A 19,131-nucleotide genomic window follows, 5' to 3' on the forward strand; every position below is an offset into this window, starting at 1 on the left:
TTTTATTTGCGTGAGCGATTGAGGCATTGTTGGAGCTCTCCCGGTTTTTTTTCCCGGGAAGCGACTGCCGAAAGCGCGACCCCTTTTGGGGGCACGCCCTATTCGTCTATAAAATCCTTTTGATTTTTAGAATATTTACGCCATTTCTCTATACAATCTTCCATATCCTGGGGCAAGTTGGTGTCAAAACTCATCCATTCCTTGGTAACAGGATGGGTGAAACCAAGGGTTTTTGCGTGCAATGCCTGCCGGGGAAGTATTTTAAAACAGTTGTCTACAAACTGCTTGTATTTTGTAAAAGTAGTACCCTTGAGGATTTTTTCTCCTCCATAGCGTTCGTCATTGAACAAGGTGTGGCCAATATGTTTTAAATGCACCCGGATTTGATGTGTCCTTCCGGTTTCCAGCTTACAGGAAACCAGGGTAACATATCCAAAACGCTCCAATACTTTATAATGCGTAACTGCAGGTTTCCCCTGTTCATTATCATCCTCAAGATACACTGTATTCTGAAGTCTGTTTTTGGGATGCCTGCCAATATTTCCTTCAATGGTGCCTTCGTCCTCCTCCATATTTCCCCAAACCAGTGCGATATATTCCCTGGAGCTGGTTTTCTTAAAAAACTGTTTGGAAAGATGTGTCATCGCGGTTTCGGTCTTTGCAATTACCAATAAACCTGAAGTGTCCTTATCTATCCTGTGCACAAGGCCAGGACGTTCACTGCTGTTGTTAGGCAGATTATCTATATGAAAAATGAGCGCATTTATAAGCGTTCCACTGTAATTCCCATGTCCCGGGTGCACCACCATACCGGCGGTTTTATTTACCACAAGCAAAGATTCATCTTCATAAACAATGTCCAGCGGAATATCCTCCGGTGTAAGCAAAAATTCATACGGAGGATGTTCAAATAACACCTGTACCACATCCCCTGGTTTTACTTTGTAATTTGACTTTACTGGAATTCCGTTAACGTGGATATTCCCATCTTTTGCTGCCTTCTGGATCTTACTCCTGGTAGCATTTTCGATGTAATTCATCAAATATTTATCTACACGCAGGGGTTGCTGACCTTTATCTGCCGTAAATTTATGGTGTTCGTAAAGTTCATCATCCTGAATTTCCAATTCAGGATCAATATTAGAATTCGTCATTATAGTCTGTTTCAATTTCAGGTTCATCTACCTGTAAGCTATCTTCTTCACTTCCGTATCGACCGGAACCATCCCCTAATACGAGATCGATCACCGATGTTTTCATCAATTCATCTCCTGGATTTACAAGTTTTCCTTTATGCCTTAATTCCAAAACGGCATCCTTGGCAATGTCCGGTTTAAAGGTAACATCCCCAATAACGAACCCCAGAGATCGCAGTGTAGGTTCTACCTGGCGGCGTGTGGTCCTTATGAGATCCGGCATTTTTATTTTCCGGTAACCAGAAGGATTTAATGTAAGGTATATTTTTCTGTTTTCTTTTACGTGTTTCCCGGGTGCAGGAACCTGATCGATTACGGAATATCGGGGATAATCGGGGTTAAAATTGGCAGAATCCAGTATTTCAAAACGGAGATCCTTTTCATCAAGCCGATCTTCCACCACATCCAACGATAATCGAGAGAGATCCGGCACTTCAATGCGTTCATCCTGATTTGTAGAAACATTCAACCATTGTAAGGCTAGAAAAGCCAGCACTATTAATACAACTGCAGCCAAAACCAATTGAATAAAAAAGGTTTTGCTAAATATAAATCTAAATAGGCCCATAAATTTTTTTATAATATGCAAAGATATAAAAACGGCCGGGTTTTGGTAGCACACTTGAATAGTCATATTTTTGTTAGGACAAATCAAGCCTGAATATTAATATGAAGAAAAAAATCGCAATCGCTATGGGCGGGTATTCCAGTGAATACCGTATCTCTATCAACAGTGGGAATATGGTTTACAAAAACCTGGATCGCGCTCTTTATGAACCCTATCGCGTGCATATTATGCAAAAAGAATGGTTTGTAGTGGCCGATGATGGCACGCCCTTCCCTATAAATAAGAGTAATTTCACGGTGAAAATCAATGATAATGTTATCGTTTTTGACTGTGTTTTCAACACTATTCACGGAACTCCCGGGGAAAATGGATTGCTACAGGCTTATTTAAATCTGGTTGGCATTCCTCAAACTTCCTGCGATTTTTATCAGGCAGCGCTTACTTTTAATAAACGGGATTTAATAAGTGTTTTAAAACCCTATGGGATAAAAGCTGCGGTGAATTATTTTCTTAACAAAGGAGATGAAGTTAAGGTGGATGAAATTATTACACGCGTAGGATTACCCTGTTTTGTAAAGGCAAACAAAGCCGGAAGCAGTTTTGGTATCACTAAAGTTAAGGAAGCAAACGCTTTGGAACAGGCGACAAAAGTTGCCTTTAAGGAAGATGATGAAGTGATTATAGAATCCTTTTTAGATGGAATTGAAGTTTCGGTTGGGGTGATTACTTATAAAGGTGAAATCCTGGCATTACCTGTAACGGAAATCATTTCAGAAAATGAGTTTTTTGATTATGAGGCTAAATATTTAGGGAAATCCCAGGAAATTACTCCTGCACGAATTTCGGCGGAACAAACCAAAGAGGTACAGGACATCGCGAAATTAATCTATTCCAAACTGAAAATGAACGGATTTACAAGATCGGAATTTATTTTCCATAACAATCAAGCCCATTTTATCGAGATGAATACCACTCCCGGCCTAAGCGAAGCCAGTATATTGCCTCAACAGGCAGCTGCAGCAGGCATAAGTTTAAAAGATCTTTTTGGAAGTGCCGTTGAAGCCGCGATTTAGTACAGAGTGTTATAAAAATAAAGGCTTTCAGGTTAGGTTTCTCTAATACTTTAGATCGCAGGAAAGCCTGATTTCACTTGCTTTAATAAATTCCATTTGTATTTGATTATATTTGTTAAAATTCATTCCAACCATGAAACGAGCTGTATTCCCGGGATCTTTTGACCCTATCACTCTTGGACACATAGATATTATCGAGCGGGCCTTGCCCCTTTTTGATGAGATCATCCTCGCAATTGGAGTGAATGCCGATAAAAAATACATGTTCTCCCTGGAAGAACGAGTTCAGTTTATGGAAAAAACCTTTAGCTCTGAACCTAAGATTAAGGTGATGACCTACGAAGGACTTACAGTAGATTTTTGCAAAGAACAAGAGGCTGCCTTTATACTTCGCGGACTCCGAAACACCGGCGATATGGAGTTTGAAAAAACCATTGGCCAAACAAACTTTAAAATGGCAGGAATAGAAACCGTGTTTTTAATAGCGTCTTCCGGGAAAAGCCATATTTCCTCATCGGTAGTCAGGGATGTTAGAAAACATGGGGGAGATTATTCTTTCATGGTTCCCGATGCGGTTATTAACCAGACGAAAGAAAATAGATAATAAAGGAAAGACAAAAAGTTGGGAAAAGATAAAATAAAATAAAGAAAAGAGACGGAAAAAAAAAGCGGAAGTAAAGATCCAAGATCCAGGACACAAGACTTTTGTCAAGAAAACAGAGAAGAGAAAAGAGACAAAATTATTCTTGTATTTACTCGCAATGAAGATTAATTTCTGCGAATCCCGATAGCTGCCTAAGGTCCATACTAATCAGGGAAGTTCATCACCTTAATAATAAACAATAAAGCACCCGGAACTTAAATTCGCAATATGTAAGGATTAAACCTTCAGAAATCCATATGAATCCAACGGAGAATTAAGCTGGTTTTTCAACTTAAAACTGATAATTCAATCCCACACCACCAAAATAATTCCGTGGATTTCCGGGATAATAAAACCTTGGAGCTGCTCCACCAAAACCAACCGCGTTAGGAAGCACGCTGGCCGCATATTTTTCATCGGTAAGATTGTTTATTCCTGCTGTAAAACTCAGGTTAAGATCTTCGATAAGATCAATGGTGTAAACTGCCTTTAAATTCAGAAGTGTAGAATTATCTGAAAAAGCAGAATTTGCATCATTTAAAGGAATTTCACCTACGGCGAAAAAATTGCTGTAAATATTTAACGCGTTCCAGATATTCAAATCCAAACCAACATTTACGGTACTGGCCGGAACTCCGGGTAATTTATTACCGGAAAAATTTGACTCACGATCCAGAAATTCCTCAAATTCAAAAAAGTTGATCGATGCATTTATATAAGGTTTTATAATCAATTCGGGGATCAGCCTTTTGGTGTAGGCTGCAAAAAGCTCTATTCCGTTATGATTGGTTTTTCCTGCATTTACTCCCACGTAACGATCTTCTGCAACTCTTTGAGCTACCAAAAGATCATCTATTTGAATGGAATACAGAGCAACTTCAGTATATAATGAATTATTCAACCAGTTACCTTTAAACCCAATTTCATAATTGATGCCCGTTTCCGGTTGAAGATCTGTGTTTAATTGCCCATCTGGAGTAAGGGTCTCTGCAACCGTGGGAGTTGAAAAACCATGGCTTACAGAAGCATAGATGTTTTTACCGTTAGAAACCTCAAAGGTTGTAGCAATCCTGGGAGATAAAATTGTTTTAAATGCATAATCACCGGATTGATCCACAGCATCCTGTATAAAAAGATCGGTTAGATTATACTTTGTTATATTTACATTGAAGCCTGTTTCCAAACCCCATTTATCGGATAAATCCAGGTTAATTTGTCCGAAAAGATTCGAGTAATTTCTATCCTGTTCATTATTGCTTAAACGCTCTCCCAAAACACTTCCCTGATCCTGAAAATCCCGATATAAATTTTCAAAGGTTCCAATCTCATACCATTCATTATAATATTCTGCCCCAAAACTTAATTTTGAAGGACGATCAAAAAGTTCAGCAGAAAGATTAAATTTTGTTCTTACCCCTGCCGAAATCCGTTCCTCTTTCAAAATATCAAAAGGCCTTGGTTCATAGGCATCCCTGAAACTAACATATACACTGGTGGTATTTGTGAAAGATGAGGAGAACTGATGATCATAGGAAACTCCCAGCAAGCCTTTATCATAAGATTCGAAACCTTGAGATGCTGCCCAGTTTGAAGCCGCAACCGATGGATTGTTCCTGAAATCACTCTCATTTATGGAACTTGGAATAAAAGCTTTTAATCGTGTGAAATTAGCGAGAAAACTTAACTTATTATTTTCTGCGGTTTTCAGGCTTCCGTGAACAAGTCCTGACTTCCTGCTATAATCTCCATTTTCCCGATATCCATCGGTTTGAAGATCGCTGAAATTTGCAAAAAGAGAAGTGGTTTCGGTACCGTGAGAAGCAGAAATAGTTTTTTTCAACATCCCAAAACTGCCAAATAATACTTCGCCTGCGGCTTCAGTTTTATCCATTTCCCCTTCTGCAGCATAAAGATTGATAACTCCTCCCAAACCGGCCCCATAAATACTGGAGGCTGGCCCTTTTATTATTTCAATTCTGGAAAGAGATTCGGGATCTATATCATCCAGGGTTAATTCTCCTTCGGCAGTAGAAAGAGGAATCCCATTAAAGTAAGCCTGTATCCTGTTGGTGCTATATTGCGATCGGGCTCCAATTCCGCGAATATTGAGTTTAGTGGTGTTTAGTGCTCCCTGGTTTACATACACACCGGGAATATTATTGAATGCCTGCGCCAGGTTAACCGCATCTATTCGTTTAAGATCTTCGGAAGAAATCACGCTTACAGATGCTGGGATTTTACGCAGTTCAATAGGAATAAGGATGCTTTTTATCAATACTTCGGAAAGTACTTCCGTAGAATTTTTCAGAAATACCTGAATTTCATCCGTCACAGCATTTACTACAATCCTTTCCCGCTCAAATCCTATAGCGGTTATTTTAAGGATTACAGGAAAGCCTTCTGTTTGTAATCTAAATTTACCTTCAGCATTTGAAAAAGCCACCACTTCGGTTTTCAAATTGAGAATGCTAACATTTTCAATAGGTTGTAAAGTTGAAGCATTTAAAATGGTTCCCTGAATTGTTTGGCTATAAATTTTTCCGAAGCAAATTAAAAAAATAAGTGCAAAAAGTGTTTTCTTCAAGATGGTAATTTTATTCAGTAGAGATAAAGCCCTAAAATTAATGTTATTTTTCATCAAAAGTAAGCGAATAGACAAAGACCTGGCGACATTTTTTAGCCTAAAATGGAAACTATTTTAAAAATCAATAGCATCGGAACAAGCTCACAAGGTTATTCAAGGGATAAAATATTCAAGATTAACTTTTTATTTAAAACCTGAATCAAAAACCTCGAGGCAAACCCAAGAGATATGGATTGAAAAATATTTTTAAAAACTCGAGGCAGGCCCCAGAGAATTAAACCCTCAATGAGGGATTAAATTTAAGAATGTATTAAGTTTGCTTTAACAAAATGTTCTAATTACATTCGATTTACTTAATTTTGGATGATTTGCAGATTTGAATAAGTTTATAAGTTAATAGATTGAACTTTTATGAAAAAGATCTTTGTTGCACTATTTGCGGTTTTTTGCCTTTCAGGCTGTGATTTATCTAAATATCAACTTGTTGAGGAATTTGATTTCGAAACGGTTTTTGAAAAATCGACAGGAAAAGAAACTGCAACTTACGCTCAAGTCATAAAATATTACAAGCAACTCGGGACCGCTTACCCAACTATAAAACTCATGGAGTTTGGAAAAACAGATAGCGGGGAACCACTTCATTTAGCTGTTTTCAGTAAAGGTGAAAATTTCGATTTTGCACAGTTAAGGGAAGACCATACTATCATTCTTATAAATAACGGCATACATCCGGGTGAAAGTGACGGGATTGATGCCACGATGATGCTATTCCGGGATTTGGCACAAGACTCTGTTCCTGTTCCAAAAAACACGATTTTAGCCACTATTCCTGTTTATAATATTGGTGGAGCTTTGAACAGAAATTCAAGCTCGCGAACAAATCAAAATGGCCCTTTAGAATACGGTTTTAGAGGGAATGCACGAAATTATGATCTCAACCGGGATTTCATAAAGGCCGACACACGAAACACCCGAAGTTTTTCCGAAATCTTTCATTTGGTTCAACCGGATATTTTTGTAGACACCCATGTGAGCAATGGTGCCGATTACCAATATACACTCACGCACTTATTCACCCAAAAAGATAAACTGGGAGGAGAACTGGGCGATTATATGGATAAAAGAATGAAACCATCTTTTGAAAAATCATTATGGGAACATGAATGGGAGATCACTCCTTATGTTAATGTTTTTAATGAGGTTCCCGAAAAAGGATTTGTTCAGTTTTTGGATTCCCCACGCTATTCCACAGGCTACACGACTCTTTGGAACACGTTGGGAATTATGATTGAAACGCATATGCTAAAACCTTACAAAGAGCGGGTAAAGGGAACTTACCGCGCCCTGCAAACAATTATTGAAATAGGCGAAAGAGATAGGGCTACCATCAAGGATCTTAGAGCAAGGGCACAGCGTAAATATCTTACAGAGCGTTATTACCCACTGGATTTTAAGGCCGATAGCAGTAATATTTCAAAATTGCAATTTAAAGGTTATGAAGCCAAAAGAGTTGAAAGTGATGTTACTGGTGAGAAACGACTGGAATACGACCAATCAAAACCCTTCACCAAAGAAATAGAATATTACGATAATTTTATTCCAACTGAAAGAATCGAAATTCCCAGGGCGTATGTAATTCCCAAGGGATGGTGGAATGTGCTTGAAATTTTAAAAAGCAATAAGGTAATAATGACCCCTTTTAAAAATGATACCACCATCCTGGTAGAAGTGTCTCATATCGATGATTACAGCACCAGGGATAAGGTTTATGAAGGCCACTACCCACATTATAATACCAGTGTTAAAAAAACACGGGACAGCATAAAATTCCGAAAAGGAGATCTTTATATAAAGACCTTTCAGCCGGCGGTGAGATATTTAATAGAAACCCTGGAACCCACTGCAGAGGACTCTTTTTTCAACTGGAATTTTTTCGACAGTATCCTGCAACAAAAAGAGGGGTTTTCTCCCTATGTTTTTGAAGACACCGCTAAAAAATTACTGGAAGGAAACCCGGAATTGAAAAAAGAATTTGATGAAAAGAAACGCTCAGACAGGGAATTTTCACAAAACTCCTATGCACAGTTAAGCTGGATTCATAAACAGTCTGACCATTATGAGAAAGCACATTTACGCTATCCGGTCTTCCGGGTGAGTCGTTAAATATTCCTTGGGAAACAACAATTTAATATTGGCATAGGATTTTGTCAGGGCCTTTTGTGATTTGGCAAAATTTTTCCATTTAACTTTTTTTATTCCTTCAGAATGTTCCGGAATTAATTCCCCGGTATATGGAGAATACATCTCGTACCAATGGGTAACTTTTAACCTGTATTTGTCCTTTCGTTTAAATATGTGATAGGTCTTTCTTAAAAACCGAACTATTTCGAGATCCTTCACCCCTGTTTCTTCCATCACTTCGCGAACGGCAGATTCCTCCAAGGTTTCTCCTTCCTCCACCTTTCCTTTTGGAAGATCCCAACGCTTATTTCTGTAGATAAATAAAATTTCTTTTTTATCGTTGTAAACCATTCCACCGGCGGCATGAACAACTTTTAATTTCTTTACAAGATGCTTTAAAAGTTTTTCTTCATTTTCGTGATAGAGATTGACATATAAAAGCTCCCCATCCTGAATTCGCTTAATGATCTGTTTTAACTTTACAGTTTTAATAGGGAAAGAAGTATAGTTATTACCAACATCTTTATTCGTTGAAAGAATAATTGGAATATCATTAACAAAAACTTTATACATTTGCAGTATGATTTTAAATAAAGAAACAGCCGTTAAAACAGCTGAATTGCTTTTGCAAATTAAAGCAATAAAATTAGAACCACAACAACCCTTTACCTGGGCAAGCGGGTGGAAATCTCCAATCTATTGCGATAACCGGATCGTGTTGTCCTATCCTCCCATAAGGAATTTCATCAGGGAAAATTTTTCCCGGCAAATTGAGGAACTCTACGGAAGACCGGATGTAATAGCAGGTGTTGCTACCGGAGCCATTGGGATTGGGATGCTGGTGGCAGATTATATGAACCTTCCTTTTGTTTATGTAAGGCCGGAGGCAAAAGGTCATGGCAGAAAAAATCAAATAGAAGGAAAACTGGAAAGCGGACAAACCGTGGTGGTGATTGAAGACCTTATAAGCACTGGAAAAAGTAGTCTAAACGCGATTAATGCGCTTAAGGAGGCAAAAGTAACCATTAAGGGATTGCTGGCAATTTTTACCTATGGTTTCGATGTTTCAGAAGAAAATTTCAAAAAGGCCAATGTAGATCTTTATACTTTGAGCAATTATGAATTTCTTATCGAAACAGCTTTAAAAACAAGGTATATTAATTCATCTGAAGCCGAAACTTTAAAAACCTGGAGAAAAGATCCGGAAAACTGGAAAAAATAATATGAAATTAGAAAGTCCAAGAGTAACAACTCAAAAAAGTCAGCAGGAAATGTATGATTTTCTTACCAACGTAGAAAATTACAAACAGGTTATGCCTGAAAGTATGGAGAAATTTGAAGTAATCGCTTCAGACACGTTCCTGTTCACACTTAAAGGAATGCCGCAAATAGCGCTTAAAATCACAGAAACCAGGGAACCGGATTTGGTTGTTCTGGGGTCAACTTCTGAAAAATTCAACTTCTCACTTAACATTCTGGTAGCACCTGAAGGTGAAAATCAGAGCGTTGTTCAATTGCTTTTTGAAGGAAAATTCAACGCAATGATGTCGATGATGGTGAAAGGCCCCCTTACCAAATTCATTACCAACCTTAGTGAAAACATGGGCAAGCTTTAAAAGAGCAGTTTCAGTTCTTTTAAATCAAAAGTTCTGATTATACTATCCTCCACCTCGATTTTAAGAAGTCCGGTGGAGGTTATTCCTTTAATAATTCCGGTTAGAAAAGAATTATCCTGCATTTGAAAGGTGGATATTTTATTTTTCCGGAAGAGTTTTTTCTCATAATCAGCCAGAATACCCCCGGTATTTCCCTCTTTAAAATTTAGCATGATACCTTCGATATTTTGCAAAATAACATCCCGCACTTTTTCTAATTCAAAAGTCCTTCCGGTAACGAGATTTAGCGATGAAGCCTTTGGCAATCCCGAAAAAGCAGTTTGATTAACATTAATACCAATACCAATAATCGCAGCCCCTATACTGCCATTATTCAGAATGTTTTCAATGAGGATTCCGCCAATTTTAAGATTTTCTGCCATAATGTCGTTTGGCCATTTCAGCTTCAAGTTATTAATTTTCAATTCTTTTAAGGCCAATAGAATAGCCAGTCCAATTCCTGCGCTTAAGATAAATTGATCCTGAATTTTTACTTTAGGTTTAGGAAGAAGTACACTAAAAGTAAGGTTCTCCCCCGCATTAGAAATCCAACTTGCCCCGCGTTGACCTCTTCCTGAAGTTTGCTCATAGGCGTGAATACAAACCGGAGCGGTATTTCGGTTTAATTGATACCATTCCCTGGCAAGGATATTAGTAGATTCGGTGGCACTAACTTTGATAATACGCATGTATAAAAAGGGCTCGTTAAGGCGTTAATTGTTACGTAAACACAGCCTAATAAAGACTAAAAAGTAATAACTTTGCGCAAAGAACAAAATTTAATGATTAAAAAGGAAATAAACAACGATCAACTTATAGCTCAAATTATAAAAGGAATAGAGGAAGTTAAAGGAAATAACATCGAAATTCTTGATTTAAGGGAAATTGAAAATACTGTCTGTGATTATTTTGTCATCTGTAATGGTTCTTCCAACACTCAGGTAAACGCCATAGTAAATTCCATCCAAAAAACAGTTAGCAAGGCTCTTAAAGACAAACCATGGCACATAGAAGGCAGTGATAATGCGGAATGGGTGTTGATGGATTACGTGAATGTTGTAGTTCATGTTTTTCAAAAACATATAAGAGAATATTATGATATTGAAAGTCTATGGGGTGATGCTAAGATCACTCAAATTGAGACAAATTATTAAAAAATAAGCAACTAAGAATGGCAAATAAGGAACCGAATAAAAAATTAGAACCTAAAAAACCTAAATTCAATGCATATTGGATTTATGCTGCGATTATAGTTATCTTTTTAGGAATTCAGATTTTTGGAGGATCGGGTTTCAATGAACCGGTTAAAACCAATCCGGCTGAATTTGAAACGTATTTAAGAAATGGGGATGTTAAAAAGGTTTTAATAGTAAACCGAAATCAGGCCAAAGTTTTTCTTACAGAAGAAGCCAAAGCAAAGGAAATTCATAAAAAAGCTACAGAAAGTGAGATGTTTGCTTCTGGTGAAGCTCCTGCCTATTCCTTTGAAATAGGTGATCTTCAAAATTTCGAAAATTCGATCAAGGATATAAAATCCGAGTACAATCTGGACACCATAGTAACCTACGATACGCAGGCAAATGTTTGGGGAGATATTCTACTTACCCTTTTACCTTTTGTTTTAATAATTGGGATCTGGATATTTATCATGAAAAAAATGAGTTCCGGTGGCGGAGGAGGTCCTGGCGGGCAGATTTTCAATATTGGGAAATCCAAAGCAAAGCTCTTTGACCAAAATACCGACGTAAAAACTTCCTTTAAAGATGTTGCAGGGCTGGAAGGAGCTAAAGAAGAAATACAGGAAATAGTAGACTTTCTTAAAACACCGGATAAATACACCTCATTGGGAGGTAAAATCCCTAAAGGAGCTTTATTGGTAGGGCCTCCGGGGACAGGAAAAACCCTTTTAGCAAAAGCCGTAGCCGGTGAAGCAAAGGTCCCTTTCTTTTCTTTATCTGGATCAGACTTTGTAGAGATGTTTGTAGGAGTTGGAGCCTCCAGGGTTCGGGATTTGTTTAAACAGGCAAAAGAAAAATCCCCCTCAATCATCTTTATTGATGAAATTGATGCGATTGGCCGGGCCAGAGGAAAAAACAACATGTCTGGTTCTAATGACGAACGAGAAAACACACTAAACCAGCTGCTTACTGAAATGGATGGTTTTGGCACAAACACGAATGTGATTGTAATAGCTGCCACAAACCGTGCAGATGTATTAGATAAAGCCTTAATGCGTGCAGGACGATTTGATCGGCAGATATATGTAGACCTTCCGGATGTAAGGGAACGTAAAGAGATCTTTGAAGTCCATTTAAGGCCAATTATTAAAGTTGCGGAAGAACTTGATATAGAATTTCTTGCCAAGCAAACCCCTGGATTTTCTGGAGCAGATATTGCCAATGTTTGTAACGAAGCGGCTTTAATAGCTGCCCGTAAAGGACATAAAGCGGTAGGAAAACAAGATTTTCTGGATGCTGTTGACAGAATTGTTGGCGGACTTGAGAAGAAGAATAAAATCATGACCCAGGAGGAGAAAAAAGCAATCGCGTACCATGAAGCCGGTCACGCAACCGCAAGCTGGATGTTGGAGCATGCTGCTCCTTTGGTGAAAGTAACTATAGTTCCCCGTGGACAATCCCTGGGAGCTGCCTGGTACCTGCCAGAAGAAAGACTTATTGTTAGACCGGAACAAATGCTGGATGAAATGTGTGCCACTATGGGCGGTAGAGCTGCAGAGAAGGTAATGTTCAACCAGATATCAACCGGGGCGTTAAGCGATCTTGAAAAAGTGACAAAACAAGCACGTGCTATGGTTACAGTCTATGGACTTAACGAAAAAATTGGAAATCTTACATTCTATGATTCCACAGGCCAAAGTGAATATAATTTCACCAAGCCTTACAGTGAGAAAACTTCAGAATTAATAGATAAGGAAATTTCCAACTTAATAGAAACACAATATCAAAGAGCTATTGCGTTGCTGGAAGCCAATAAAGATAAGCTAACCCAGTTGGCGGATATCCTCCTGGAAAAAGAAGTTATCTTTAAAGACGACCTTCAAAAGATTTTTGGAGACCGTCCATTCGCAGAAAGGGAAGAAATTGACTACTTCCCAAAGGATAAAAAAGTGAACAATAAGGAAGAGGATAAAGATGGTGACGACAAACCATCGGAAGATTCGGAAATCCCCGAAGATACTTCGGTTAATAAATAAATCATAATCTCTTGTAAAAAATCTTAATTTAATGTAGCGTTAGATTAAGATTTTTTTACCTTTGGTTTAAAGGCGCCATAATAACCCCTATACTGCAATATGAGTCTATTTAGAAATTTTTTAAACCCTAAATCTAAATCAGACAAAGGTCAGGACATCCCCGAAAAGGCTGACCGTGGCAAATATATGCCAGATTTAAAACTTCCCACAGACGAACGGTTCATGTTGAATTTTAAAAACAACGGGGGTAAGTTTTTATATTGCGAAAATGACACCGAAATTATAGAGGCTTTTGACAATATTTTATTGGAAAATGATTGGTATGAAACTTCCTGCTGTTGTTTTGATGATAATTTAAAAAGCAAATTTGACAAATTTAACCTGGAATTTACCAAAAGTGGAAGTTCCTCTTTTTTTCTTTCCACTTGTGAATATTTAATTGCCAATGATGGTTCAATTTTAATTTCTTCCAACCAGATAAAAGAGAAAAAATTCAACGAATTACCCGATAACTTCATTATTCTTGCATCCACCAGCCAGCTGGTTGACACTATTGGAGAAGGCTTAAGAGGCATTAAATCCAATAATAAGCAACGTATCCCTTCCAACATTACTACTATCAAAAGTTTTGAGACCCAAAAGGAAGGCGATTTTATGAGCTATGGCAGTAGCACAAAAAACCTATATTTGCTGCTTAGGGAAGATCTATAACATATGAAGGAATCTATTATAAGAACAATATCTGGATTATTGTATATTGCTATTTTGGTAGTTTCCATAATTTCATCAGAATTTATCTTTATTTCACTTTTTTTTCTTCTTGGCTTCATCTGTCTATTGGAACTTGAGAAATTATTGCGTTTAAAAAGCTATGCCTTGTACGGGGTTCATATCATCTTCTTCATATTATTCAGCTATATAAAATTTGAAAGTAATGCCACAATTTTATTGTTGTGTATTACGATCTTTGTAAACCTTTTTCTCATAAAGGATCTCCTGTTTATTCGTACAATTCCTGTCTTTGAAAAAAAGAAGTATATCATCCTTATTTTTTACCTTATCTCCTCAATCGTTTTCTTAACCCTTATTCCAACCTATAACGGAATTTTTAATAAGGAACTTATTGTAGGAATTTTTGCGCTTATCTGGATCAATGATACCTTTGCCTATATCACAGGAAAGAATTTTGGCAAGAATAAACTCTATGAGCGAATTTCTCCCAACAAGACCATTGAAGGTTTTATTGGAGGACTTATCTTTAGTATTGTGGGTGGTTATTTTATATTTCAGTTTACACTCTATCGCGACTTTTCTTTTTGGTTGGGATTAGCCATAATATTAAGTATTTTTGGAACCCTTGGAGATCTAATCCAATCTAAATTCAAAAGACAGGCAGGGGTAAAAGATAGCGGAAACCTAATGCCCGGTCACGGTGGACTCTATGACAGGCTGGACAGTATCATATTTTCAAGTCCATTTGTTTATGCATACTTATTAATAATAAACCATGTTTCATAAAGAAGGAAATAAAATAATATTCATCACAGTTTTGCTGCTGCTGGCAATAAATGTGATATCCTATTTATCCATTAATATCTATTGGGTAAAATTTTCTGTTTTAGCAATAAGCATACTGATCCTGTTGTTAATTTTACAGTTTTTCAGAAATCCAGGACGCCCCACCCAATTAAATGATTTAAATATAGTTTCTCCGGTAGACGGGAAGGTGGTAGTGATTGAAGAGGTTTTTGAAAAGGAATATTTTAAGGACAAACGCCTTCAAATTTCCATATTCATGTCTCCTATCAATGTGCACGTTACCCGCTACCCAATAGGTGGAATTATAAAATTAAGCAAGTATCATCCCGGGAAATTTTTGGTAGCCTGGCATCCAAAGTCCAGTGAAGAAAATGAACGAACTACCGTAGTTATAGAAAACAAAACCGCCGGGGAAGTATTATATAGACAAATCGCCGGCGCCCTTGCCAAGCGTATTGTAAATTATGCAGAAGAAGGAATGGAAATTGTGCAGGGTAGTGATAGTGGATTTATAAAATTTGGCTCCCGGGTAGATGTTTTTCTCCCGTTAAACACTAAGGTAAACGTCAAACTGAATGATAAAGTTAAGGGCGGCGTTAGTGTAATTGCCAATACCAAAAATTAAGATATGACAGAAATATCTGATCAAAAATTTCTTAAAGCCTACGAAATGGCATCCACTACCGGCTTGAAATTTCCGCCAGATGTGATGTTGCGTTTTTATGCCTATTACAAACGAGCAACACACCATGATGGTTTTTACAACCCCGGAAATGAAGAGGATATTCGTAATGGATTTAAGGCAAATGCCTTATTACAGGTAAAAAATATAAGTCAGGCCGTCGCGAAGAACAAATATGTGGAAATGGTAGAAGAACATATTGGAAAAGTTTAAAACCCTTCCAATTTGCGTTTAATTCCATAGCCTATTTTAAAGCTGCCAGGCTGGAGTTTAAAACCTCAATTTTAGCTTCTGCATCTGCCTGTTTAGCCTTTTCAATAGCCACAACATCTTCAGGTGCATTATTTACAAAACGTTCATTTGACAACTTCTTTTCCACCGATTTTAAAAAGCCCTCAGTATATTTTAACTCTTCCTGAAGTTTGCTTCTTTCGGCTTCAACATCAATCGCACCTTCAATAGGAATAAAATATTCATTGGATCTTACCCTGAATGAAAGCGTTCCCTCCACCTGCTTTTCTACGTAATTCAATTCAGAAATATTTCCCAGTTTTATAATAACCGGATTAAAGGTTTCTGAAATTTTTTCAGAATTAAGAACATCCAGTTTAATTGAATCTTTAAAAGAAATATTCTTGTCTTTTCTGATGTTCCTGATACCTGAAATAACTTCAGAAGCAATATTGAATTCATTGATGATAACCAAATCAATTTTTTCAGGTTCCGGCCATTTTGAAATTATTAAAGCTTCTTCAGAAGTTCTTGGTTTCAATTGTTGCCAGATCTCTTCAGAAATAAAAGGAACAAAAGGATGTAATATTTTTAAATTATTCTCTAAAACAGATAGGATCTCATCATAGGTTTTCTGATCCATGGAATCTCCATAAGAGGGTTTTACCATCTCGAGTAACCAGGAACAGTAGTCGTCCCAAATAAGTTTATAAGTAGCCATTAAAGCATCACTCATTCGGTATTTGGAATAATGATCCTCGATCTCCAGCAAAACTTTTTGAAATTTCGATTTGTACCAGTCTATTGCAATTTTTGAGGTGATATTTTGCTCCTTTGACGGATCAATTTCCCAGCTCTTCACCAATTTAAAAGAGTTCCATATTTTATTTACAAACCCACTCCCCTGCTTACAAAGATCCTCTTCAAACATCAAATCGTTTCCTGCGGGTGAACTCAACAACATCCCAACTCTTACTCCATCGGCTCCATATTGATTGATCAACAAAATAGGATCGGGTGAATTTCCGAGGGATTTCGACATTTTCCGGCGTTGTTTATCCCGAACAATCCCTGTTAAATAAACATTCGTAAAAGGTTTTTCTCCTCTAAATTCATACCCGGCAATGATCATTCTTGCAACCCAAAAGAATAAAATTTCGGGAGCTGTAACCAGATCATTTGTTGGATAATAATAGTTTATCTCTTTATTATCAGGTTCCATAATCCCATTGAAAACACTTATAGGCCATAACCAGGAAGAAAACCAGGTATCCAGAGCATCTGAATCCTGTTTTAGATCCTTAAGCTGAAGATCCCTTTTTCCGGATTTAGCGATTGCTTTCTCCAAAGCTGCTTCAATGGTTTCGGCAACTACGAAATCTTCCTTTCCTTCTCCGTAAAAGAAAGCTGGAATTTGATGCCCCCATAGTAATTGCCTTGAAATATTCCAATCCCGAACATTTTCCATCCAATGCCTATAGGTGTTCACGAATTTATCAGGAACCAGATTTACTTCTTTATCCAAAACCGCATCTAAAGCCGGTTGTGCAAGATCTTTCATCTTTAAGAACCATTGATCGCTTAGTTTAGGCTCTATTACCGCACCTGTACGCTCACTGGTTCCAATTTTATTGATGTGGGTTTCTGTTTTGATAAGAATCCCAAGATCTTCAAGTTCTTTTACCATCGCCTTCCTGGCCTCAAATCTATCCATTCCCTGATAATGCATTCCGAAGGAATTAAGGCTTGCATCATCGTTAAAAATGTCTATCACCTCCAAATTGTGACGCTCTCCTATTGCCTTATCATTTTCATCATGCGCCGGAGTAACTTTTAAGCAACCGGTCCCAAACTCCATATCCACATAATCATCTTCAATAATAGGAACAGCCCTGTTCACCAAGGGAACTATTGCCTTTTTACCCTTTAAATGGTAGAATCGCTCATCATTAGGATTAATGCAAATTGCCGTATCTCCCAAAATGGTCTCCGGCCTTGTAGTTGCAATAGTTACAGTTTCATCGCTGTTTTCAATTTTATATGTCAGGTAATATAAATTCCCCTGCTTTTCCTGATAGATCACCTCTTCGTCAGATAAGGTAGTTTTAGCTTCAGGATCCCAATTAACCATTCGGTAACCGCGATATATCAAGCCTTTTTCGTATAAATTTACAAACACCTTTATCACAGATGCAGACATTTCTTCATCCATTGTAAACTTGGTGCGTTCCCAGTCACAGGAAGCTCCAAGCTTTTTTAGTTGTTCAAGGATAATACCGCCATGTTTATGGGTCCAGTCCCAGGCATGAGCCAGAAACTCTTCCCGTGAAAGATCATTTTTGTTGATTCCTTCAGCCTTTAATTTTGCAACAACTTTTGCTTCGGTTGCAATAGAGGCATGATCGGTACCAGGCACCCAACAGGCGTTAAACCCTTTTAATCGTGCCCTGCGTATGAGCACATCCTGAATTGTATTATTAAGCATATGGCCCATATGCAATACCCCGGTTACATTTGGGGGCGGTATTACAATAGTATAGGGAGTCCTTTCGTCAACTTCAGAATGAAAATAGCCTTGTTCCAACCAGTAGTTGTACCATTTTTCTTCTATTTGTTGAGTATCGTATTTTTGGGATAAGGACATAGTTGGTCTGATTTTTGAAATATCTGCAAAAGTACTTATAAGTTGAGGATTATAAAAGAAGTAGTTTTAGTTAATACTTTTGAATTTGGCCTTAAAGAACTTATCTTTACTAATAATTAAATTTAAAATGATGAAATGAGCATAACGGAAACACGATACAAACACCGATGAAGATATGCGAATTACTCCCGATAGCTATCGGGAGACAAATGAAAAACAATAAGAACTTACATATGAAAACAATCTTATCCATATTAATAGTAATTTTTGGCGGATTATCCACGATAACCGCACAAGACACCGCGAAATTTCAGTTTAAATCTGAAGTGATAGACTACGGGGAAATTGAAAAAGGCGCAGACGGACTTCGGGTTTTTGAATTCACAAATACCGGTAATGCTCCACTAATTATTGAAAATGTGTATTCAAGTTGTGGATGTACTACACCATCCTGGACAAAAACTGCGGTTGCCCCTGGAGCATCCGGTAAAATTGAAGTAAAATACAACACCACTATTGTTGGTCCTATAAGAAGAACCATAACAGTTTATTCCAACGCCGAAGAAAATCCGAAGGCGATAAAAATAAAAGGCAGGGTTCTCGACCCCGATGAAAAATCATAAATCATAAAAAACTTAAAGCTCCCGAAATCCGGGAGCTTTTTTTGAAGTATTTTTAAATTGTAAATAAGCAGGATATTATAAAATTCTCCCTCTATACCCCCCTAAAAGCTTTCCATTCTGATTTTTAAACAATTTGGCAACCAAATTCCGGTACAATATTTAGCAATAATAAAAGTTTTATTCTATTCCCTTTCAGAAGAAAAGCAAATCAGAAAATAATGGTAACAGAAAAACTGGCCTTTCAACCTGGCATGCCTTGGGGAATAAAACCCTCAATGAGGGATTTAAAACACAAAAA

General features: G+C 37.5%; 18 protein-coding genes. 12 read left to right on the top strand and 6 right to left on the bottom strand.

The genetic code is table 11. The annotated features are described in order from the left end of the window. Positions 1-98 precede the first annotated feature (98 nt). Both ACKGJN_RS15145 and ACKGJN_RS15150 read right to left on the bottom strand, forming a co-directional pair. Positions 99-1,154, bottom strand: coding sequence for an RluA family pseudouridine synthase (locus ACKGJN_RS15145; protein ID WP_409540393.1), 1,056 nt, complete (start codon positions 1,152-1,154; stop codon positions 99-101). Continuing rightward, positions 1,141-1,764, bottom strand: a complete 624-nt coding sequence (locus ACKGJN_RS15150) for a PASTA domain-containing protein (RefSeq protein ID WP_409540394.1) — start codon at positions 1,762-1,764, stop codon at positions 1,141-1,143. Before ACKGJN_RS15150 ends, ACKGJN_RS15145 begins: the two co-directional genes overlap by 14 nt. 101 nt (positions 1,765-1,865) lie before the next feature. Here ACKGJN_RS15150 and ACKGJN_RS15155 point away from each other — a divergent pair, with 101 nt between their 5' ends. Both ACKGJN_RS15155 and coaD read left to right on the top strand, forming a co-directional pair. After that, entirely contained in the window at positions 1,866-2,837 is a 972-nt protein-coding gene (locus ACKGJN_RS15155; RefSeq protein ID WP_409540395.1) for a D-alanine--D-alanine ligase, read from the top strand. A 133-nt stretch (positions 2,838-2,970) separates the two neighbouring features. Beyond that, a complete protein-coding gene (gene coaD, locus ACKGJN_RS15160; RefSeq protein ID WP_409540396.1) occupies positions 2,971-3,441 on the top strand; it encodes a pantetheine-phosphate adenylyltransferase in 471 nt (156 codons plus the stop codon). Between the two features lie 331 nt (positions 3,442-3,772). Here coaD and ACKGJN_RS15165 read toward each other — a convergent pair whose 3' ends face one another. Further along, positions 3,773-6,064, bottom strand: coding sequence for a TonB-dependent receptor domain-containing protein (locus ACKGJN_RS15165; protein WP_409540397.1), 2,292 nt, complete (start codon positions 6,062-6,064; stop codon positions 3,773-3,775). Between the two features lie 411 nt (positions 6,065-6,475). Here ACKGJN_RS15165 and ACKGJN_RS15170 point away from each other — a divergent pair, with 411 nt between their 5' ends. Next, positions 6,476-8,227, top strand: a complete 1,752-nt coding sequence (locus ACKGJN_RS15170; protein ID WP_409540398.1) for a M14 family metallopeptidase — start codon at positions 6,476-6,478, stop codon at positions 8,225-8,227. Here the strand turns inward: ACKGJN_RS15170 and ACKGJN_RS15175 are convergent. Then, positions 8,195-8,818, bottom strand: coding sequence for an NUDIX hydrolase (locus ACKGJN_RS15175; protein ID WP_409540399.1), 624 nt, complete (start codon positions 8,816-8,818; stop codon positions 8,195-8,197). The genes ACKGJN_RS15170 and ACKGJN_RS15175 overlap by 33 nt on opposite strands. A 7-nt stretch (positions 8,819-8,825) precedes the next feature. On the opposite strand from ACKGJN_RS15175, the gene pyrE reads away from it, so the two are divergent. Continuing rightward, positions 8,826-9,467 (top strand): orotate phosphoribosyltransferase, encoded by a 642-nt coding sequence (gene pyrE, locus ACKGJN_RS15180; protein ID WP_409540400.1) that lies wholly within the window; start codon positions 8,826-8,828, stop codon positions 9,465-9,467. Between the two features lies 1 nt (position 9,468). Beyond that, a complete protein-coding gene (locus ACKGJN_RS15185) occupies positions 9,469-9,861 on the top strand; it encodes an SRPBCC family protein (protein WP_409540401.1) in 393 nt (130 codons plus the stop codon). Here ACKGJN_RS15185 and ACKGJN_RS15190 read toward each other — a convergent pair. Continuing rightward, a complete protein-coding gene (locus ACKGJN_RS15190) occupies positions 9,858-10,589 on the bottom strand; it encodes a biotin--[acetyl-CoA-carboxylase] ligase (RefSeq protein WP_409540402.1) in 732 nt (243 codons plus the stop codon). The two genes, ACKGJN_RS15185 and ACKGJN_RS15190, sit on opposite strands and share 4 nt — an antisense overlap. A gap of 93 nt (positions 10,590-10,682) precedes the next feature. Here ACKGJN_RS15190 and rsfS point away from each other — a divergent pair, with 93 nt between their 5' ends. The 6 genes from rsfS to ACKGJN_RS15220 all read left to right on the top strand — a co-directional run bounded on the left by rsfS (position 10,683) and on the right by ACKGJN_RS15220 (position 15,548). Beyond that, positions 10,683-11,054, top strand: a complete 372-nt coding sequence (rsfS, locus tag ACKGJN_RS15195) for a ribosome silencing factor (protein WP_409540483.1) — start codon at positions 10,683-10,685, stop codon at positions 11,052-11,054. Positions 11,055-11,071: 17 nt separating this feature from the next. Next, complete coding sequence (gene ftsH, locus ACKGJN_RS15200; protein ID WP_409540403.1) at positions 11,072-13,114, top strand: ATP-dependent zinc metalloprotease FtsH; 2,043 nt, start codon at positions 11,072-11,074, stop codon at positions 13,112-13,114. Between the two features lie 99 nt (positions 13,115-13,213). Continuing rightward, entirely contained in the window at positions 13,214-13,825 is a 612-nt protein-coding gene (locus ACKGJN_RS15205) for an LUD domain-containing protein (protein WP_409540405.1), read from the top strand. A 3-nt stretch (positions 13,826-13,828) separates the two neighbouring features. Further along, the gene (locus ACKGJN_RS15210; RefSeq protein WP_409540406.1) at positions 13,829-14,632 is read left to right on the top strand and encodes a phosphatidate cytidylyltransferase; all 804 of its coding nucleotides are present in this window, start codon (positions 13,829-13,831) and stop codon (positions 14,630-14,632) included. Further along, on the top strand, positions 14,622-15,278 hold the full coding sequence (locus tag ACKGJN_RS15215; RefSeq protein WP_409540407.1) for a phosphatidylserine decarboxylase family protein: 657 nt from the start codon (positions 14,622-14,624) through the stop codon (positions 15,276-15,278). Before ACKGJN_RS15210 ends, ACKGJN_RS15215 begins: the two co-directional genes overlap by 11 nt. Before the next feature lie 3 nt (positions 15,279-15,281). Continuing rightward, positions 15,282-15,548, top strand: coding sequence for an acyl-CoA-binding protein (locus tag ACKGJN_RS15220; protein WP_409540408.1), 267 nt, complete (start codon positions 15,282-15,284; stop codon positions 15,546-15,548). Positions 15,549-15,579: 31 nt separating this feature from the next. On the opposite strand, the gene ACKGJN_RS15225 is transcribed toward ACKGJN_RS15220, so the two are convergent. After that, positions 15,580-18,210: a valine--tRNA ligase gene (locus ACKGJN_RS15225; RefSeq protein WP_409540409.1), complete on the bottom strand. Its 2,631-nt coding sequence runs from the start codon at positions 18,208-18,210 to the stop codon at positions 15,580-15,582. Positions 18,211-18,443: 233 nt separating this feature from the next. Here ACKGJN_RS15225 and ACKGJN_RS15230 point away from each other — a divergent pair, with 233 nt between their 5' ends. Beyond that, a complete protein-coding gene (locus ACKGJN_RS15230) occupies positions 18,444-18,833 on the top strand; it encodes a DUF1573 domain-containing protein (protein ID WP_409540410.1) in 390 nt (129 codons plus the stop codon). Positions 18,834-19,131: the final 298 nt, after the last annotated feature.

It is taken from the genome of Gillisia xinjiangensis, assembly GCF_046298265.1.
Classification (GTDB): Bacteria; Bacteroidota; Bacteroidia; order Flavobacteriales; family Flavobacteriaceae; genus Gillisia; species Gillisia xinjiangensis.

Coding starts and splice junctions, on each gene's coding strand:
- ACKGJN_RS15175 (WP_409540399.1), bottom strand. CDS start 8,818: ATGTATAAAGTTTTTGTTAATGATATTCCAATTATTCTTTCAACGAAT.
- ACKGJN_RS15185 (WP_409540401.1), top strand. CDS start 9,469: ATGAAATTAGAAAGTCCAAGAGTAACAACTCAAAAAAGTCAGCAGGAA.
- ACKGJN_RS15155 (WP_409540395.1), top strand. CDS start 1,866: ATGAAGAAAAAAATCGCAATCGCTATGGGCGGGTATTCCAGTGAATAC.
- ACKGJN_RS15190 (WP_409540402.1), bottom strand. CDS start 10,589: ATGCGTATTATCAAAGTTAGTGCCACCGAATCTACTAATATCCTTGCC.
- pyrE (WP_409540400.1), top strand. CDS start 8,826: ATGATTTTAAATAAAGAAACAGCCGTTAAAACAGCTGAATTGCTTTTG.
- ACKGJN_RS15220 (WP_409540408.1), top strand. CDS start 15,282: ATGACAGAAATATCTGATCAAAAATTTCTTAAAGCCTACGAAATGGCA.
- rsfS (WP_409540483.1), top strand. CDS start 10,683: ATGATTAAAAAGGAAATAAACAACGATCAACTTATAGCTCAAATTATA.
- ACKGJN_RS15210 (WP_409540406.1), top strand. CDS start 13,829: ATGAAGGAATCTATTATAAGAACAATATCTGGATTATTGTATATTGCT.
- ACKGJN_RS15150 (WP_409540394.1), bottom strand. CDS start 1,764: ATGGGCCTATTTAGATTTATATTTAGCAAAACCTTTTTTATTCAATTG.
- ACKGJN_RS15205 (WP_409540405.1), top strand. CDS start 13,214: ATGAGTCTATTTAGAAATTTTTTAAACCCTAAATCTAAATCAGACAAA.
- coaD (WP_409540396.1), top strand. CDS start 2,971: ATGAAACGAGCTGTATTCCCGGGATCTTTTGACCCTATCACTCTTGGA.
- ACKGJN_RS15230 (WP_409540410.1), top strand. CDS start 18,444: ATGAAAACAATCTTATCCATATTAATAGTAATTTTTGGCGGATTATCC.
- ACKGJN_RS15225 (WP_409540409.1), bottom strand. CDS start 18,210: ATGTCCTTATCCCAAAAATACGATACTCAACAAATAGAAGAAAAATGG.
- ftsH (WP_409540403.1), top strand. CDS start 11,072: ATGGCAAATAAGGAACCGAATAAAAAATTAGAACCTAAAAAACCTAAA.
- ACKGJN_RS15145 (WP_409540393.1), bottom strand. CDS start 1,154: ATGACGAATTCTAATATTGATCCTGAATTGGAAATTCAGGATGATGAA.
- ACKGJN_RS15170 (WP_409540398.1), top strand. CDS start 6,476: ATGAAAAAGATCTTTGTTGCACTATTTGCGGTTTTTTGCCTTTCAGGC.
- ACKGJN_RS15215 (WP_409540407.1), top strand. CDS start 14,622: ATGTTTCATAAAGAAGGAAATAAAATAATATTCATCACAGTTTTGCTG.